The 4,334-nt window shown below is 72.2% G+C and carries 4 protein-coding genes; all 4 read left to right on the forward strand.

Annotated features, from left to right (window positions below; translation table 11 throughout):
* A partial coding sequence (locus ABZ371_RS29555) for a tetratricopeptide repeat protein (protein WP_358685289.1) occupies nt 1-916 on the forward strand: 916 nt, incomplete at its 5' end.
* A gap of 143 nt (nt 917-1,059) precedes the next feature.
* Complete coding sequence (ald, locus tag ABZ371_RS29560; protein WP_358685295.1) at nt 1,060-2,175, forward strand: alanine dehydrogenase; 1,116 nt, start codon at nt 1,060-1,062, stop codon at nt 2,173-2,175.
* 369 nt (nt 2,176-2,544) lie between these two features.
* Entirely contained in the window at nt 2,545-3,663 is a 1,119-nt protein-coding gene (locus ABZ371_RS29565; RefSeq protein WP_358685292.1) for a ParA family protein, read from the forward strand.
* Nucleotides 3,660-4,226, forward strand: a complete 567-nt coding sequence (locus tag ABZ371_RS29570) for a hypothetical protein (RefSeq protein WP_358685298.1) — start codon at nt 3,660-3,662, stop codon at nt 4,224-4,226. The genes ABZ371_RS29565 and ABZ371_RS29570 overlap by 4 nt, the downstream gene beginning before the upstream one ends.
* Nucleotides 4,227-4,334 lie beyond the last annotated feature (108 nt).

Raw genomic sequence — 4,334 nt, forward strand, 5'->3', positions numbered from 1 at the left:
CGAGCCCGTGCCCACCAGCCGGCGGGCCTCCCCCCTGGCCCGGCTGCGTGACCCCTCCTGGCACCCGGAGTCCGCGGCGGAGTGGCTGCGCATCCGCCAGCCCGCCCTGCTGGCCTCCGCCCGGGTCGCGGTGCGGGACGGCGGGCTGGACACGCTCGCCCGCCGGCTGGTGGCCGCCCTCGTCCGCGCCCTCGCCGCCCACCGCGGCACGGAGGACGCCGCGCCCGAGCTGTACGGTCTGCACGGCCTGGTCCTCGACGTGGCGGAGCGGCGGGACCTGCCGCGGGAGAAGGCCGCGGCCCTCCTCAATCTCGCCGACCTCGACGCCAGGACCGGCCGGACCCGGGAGGCCCTGGCCCGCTACCGGGCCGCCCTGGACGCCGGCCGGGCGGCGGCCGACCTGTACGCGACCGGCCGCGCGATGGAATCCGTGGGCGGTGCCTACGCGGAGCTGGGTGACTTCCACCGGGCCGCCGACTGGTACGGGCGGGCCCTCGCCCAGCGGCTCGCCCAGGGGGAGCGGGCCGACGAGGCACGGCTGTACGGCCGCCTGGGTGCCGTGCACGCCTACGCCGGGCGCTACGGAGAGGCGCTGCGCAGCTGGCGGGCCGCGGCCGCCGGCCACCGCAGGCTGGGGGACCGCCCCGCGCAGGCCCGGGCGCTCAGCGAGGCGGCGCGGGTGCAGGAGTACGCGGGCCGGCCGAAGGAGTCGCTGCAGACCTGCCGCGAGGCGGTCGGCCTGGCCCGCGGGGCGGGCGACGTGCGCCTCCAGGCGGCTCTGGAACTGCGGCTGGCGGACACGCTGGACAGGCTCGGCGACCCCGCGGCCGCGGGGCTGCACAGGTCAGCGGCCGCGAAGTTGCTGGGAGACGAGGCCCCGGCCTACGAAATCCGTAGTGCTTCGACTGAAACTTAATGCTTTGTAAGGCTGGACAGCGAGAAGTCCTTCATTAATGATGGCTCTGCCGCACAACACTGCGGTGTCTCCCTTTATGCTTGGTTCATGTCGGTATCCACCGCTATGCCCGAGCTACCTCCGAGCCAAAGGCCGTGATCGACGTGAAGGTCGGCATCCCCCGCGAAGTCAAGAACAACGAGTTCCGGGTGGCGATCACCCCTGCCGGAGTGCATGAGCTCGTCCGCCACGGCCACGAGGTCCTCGTCGAGCGGCACGCCGGTGAGGGCTCGTCCATCCCGGACGCGGAGTACGTCGCCGCCGGCGCGCGGATCCTGCCCACGGCCGACGAGGTGTGGGCCGCCGCCGACCTGCTGCTCAAGGTCAAGGAGCCGGTCGCCGAGGAGTACCACCGCCTGCGCAAGGGCCAGACGCTGTTCACGTACCTGCACCTGGCCGCCTCCCGTGCGTGCACGGACGCGCTGCTGGAGTCCGGCACGACCGCCATCGCGTACGAGACCGTCGAGACCGCCAACCGCGCGCTCCCGCTCCTCGCCCCGATGTCCGAGGTCGCCGGCCGTCTCGCCCCCCAGGTCGGTGCCTACCACCTGATGCGCTCGGTCGGCGGCCGCGGTGTGCTCCCCGGCGGGGTCCCCGGCACGGGCTCGGCCCGGGCCGTCGTCATCGGCGGCGGTGTCTCCGGCTGGAACGCCACGCAGATCGCCGTCGGACTCGGCTTCCAGGTCACCCTGCTCGACAGGGACATCAACAAGCTGCGCGAGGCCGACAGGATCTTCGGCACCCAGGTGCGGACGGTCGTCTCCAACGCGTTCGAACTCGAGAAGGCCGTCGTCGAGGCCGACCTCGTGGTGGGCGCGGTGCTGATTCCCGGTGCCAAGGCCCCGAAGCTGGTCACCAACGAGCTGGTCGCCAAGATGAAGCCCGGAAGTGTTCTTGTCGACATCGCGATCGACCAGGGCGGCTGCTTCGAGGACTCGCGCCCGACCACGCACGCCGAGCCGACCTTCACGGTCCACGACTCGGTCTTCTACTGCGTCGCGAACATGCCGGGCGCGGTGCCGAACACCTCCACCTACGCGCTCACGAACGCGACCCTGCCCTACATCGTGGAGCTGGCGAACCGGGGCTGGGCCGACGCCCTGCGCCGCGACGCCGCCCTCGCCAAGGGCCTCAACACCCATGACGGCCAGGTGGTTTACCGCGAGGTGGCCGAGGCGCACGGCCTCGACCACGTCGAACTGAGCACGCTCCTGGGCTGAGTGGTCAACGCTTCCCGTCAACCCTGTGCGAACGGCCGGACCTTGCTCGACGAGGTCCGGCCGGGCGTGTGCCCGGCGCCGTCGAGGGCCTCGCCCGACCCGTCGTGGATGTCCCCCTCCACCCGTTCCGCACCCCCGCGAAAGGTGCGCTCCGGTCACCCCGCACCCTTGACAGACCGGTGCGCGATTGCCGACACATCGGGCCGGGTCCGGCGGATTGTGTTGCTGCGAACCGGTGACACGCCATAGAGTCGCCAATCGTCGGCATGGTGCCACGCTGACCTATCGATAAGTTTCCTGGTCACATCCAAGGAGGTAAGACGACTTGTGAATGAGTCGACATTTACTCCCGGTGGTGGTCAACCAGGGATGCCCGCACGGGGTCTGAGCCCGATCGGGCTCGAAGCTGTCGGCTCCGTCGCTGTCCGCACCTTCGCCACCCACCAGCACATGACGACAGCCCCCCAGATGATGGACGGCCTACACGTGAACGCCATGGCCGGCAACGAGAGTGGCCGCGACACCGCCCCCCTCGCCGACTTCGCCGAGGTGCCCGAGGGGCACTTCTACGACCCCGACGCCGAGTACGAGCCCGATCCGGAGTACGCGGCCACCCTCGCGCCCGACGCCGCCCGGCAGCGCCGTGAGCGGATCGGCCCGACCGGCCGCCCGCTGCCGTACTTCCCGATCCCCGGGCCGCTGAACGAGCACGGCCCCGCGAAGATCATCGCGATGTGCAACCAGAAGGGCGGCGTCGGCAAGACCACGTCGACCATCAACCTGGGCGCGGCGCTGGCCGAATACGGACGCCGGGTCCTGCTCGTCGACTTCGACCCGCAGGGAGCCCTGTCGGTCGGCCTCGGGGTCAACCCGATGGAGCTCGACCTCACGGTCTACAACCTGCTCATGGAGCGGGGCATGGCGGCCGACGAGGTGCTGCTGAAGACCGCGGTGCCCAACATGGACCTGCTCCCGAGCAACATCGACCTCTCGGCCGCCGAGGTGCAGCTGGTGAGCGAGGTGGCCCGGGAGTCGACGCTGCAGCGCGCCCTCAAGCCGCTCATGGCCGACTACGACTACATCGTGATCGACTGCCAGCCCTCGCTCGGCCTGCTCACCGTTAACGCCCTGACGGCCGCGCACAAGGTGATAGTCCCGCTCGAGTGCGAGTTCTTCGCGCTGCGCGGTGTGGCGCTGCTCACCGAGACCATCGAGAAGGTGCAGGAGCGGCTCAACCCGGAGCTCGAGCTCGACGGCATCCTCGCCACCATGTACGACTCCCGGACCGTGCACAGCCGTGAGGTGCTCGCGCGCGTCGTCGAGGCGTTCGACGAGCACGTCTACCACACCGTCATCGGCCGTACCGTGCGCTTCCCGGAGACCACGGTCGCCGGTGAGCCCATCACCACGTACGCGTCCAACTCGGTCGGTGCCGCCGCCTATCGCCAGCTCGCCAGGGAGGTGCTCGCCCGGTGTCACGCCGAGTGAGTCTGCCGGGGGCCGACGAGCTGTTCCGTACCACCGGGGGCATGGGCCTCCAGGCCTCGTCCCCTGCCGACCGGCGACGCAAGGCGAACGGCGAGGCGCGCGTGCCCCCGCCGGCCGGCGCGGGCGACCAGGCCGAAGCGGCCGCCCGGGGTGAGGCCGGTGGCACGTCCGCCGCTCGGTCCCACGAGGAGCACTCCGCGGCCGGCGACGCCGACAGCGGTGCGCGCGGCCGGGCCGACGGAGGCGAACGAGTCGCGGCGCCCCAGCCGCGTACCGCGCCGCAGGAGGCCGCTCCGGCGGTGCAGCAGCAGCGCACGCGCGGCGGCGGACGGGGCGCGAACCGCAGGCCCAGCGGCCGGGAACGCCACGACGAGAAGATCACCGTGTACGTCTCGGCCGAGGAACTCATGGACCTCGAGCACGCGCGGCTCGTCCTGCGCGGCGAGCACGGTCTGGCCGTCGACCGCGGGCGCATCGTCCGCGAGGCGGTCGCCGTGGTGCTCGCCGACCTGGAGTCGCGGGGCGACGCGAGCATCCTCGTACGCCGGCTGCGGGGCCGCTGACCGGCGCGGCGCCGGTAGCCTGCCTGGACCGGGGCGCCGGCCGAGCGGCCCGCCCCGGTCGCCGCCCGACTTCCCGCCGGACCCCAGGACCTCGGACATGCCGACTGC

This window comes from Streptomyces sp. NPDC005899, from assembly GCF_040629645.1.
Taxonomy (GTDB): domain Bacteria; phylum Actinomycetota; class Actinomycetes; order Streptomycetales; family Streptomycetaceae; genus Streptomyces.

Coding starts and splice junctions, on each gene's coding strand:
- ABZ371_RS29565 (WP_358685292.1), top strand. CDS start 2,545: ATGCCCGCACGGGGTCTGAGCCCGATCGGGCTCGAAGCTGTCGGCTCC.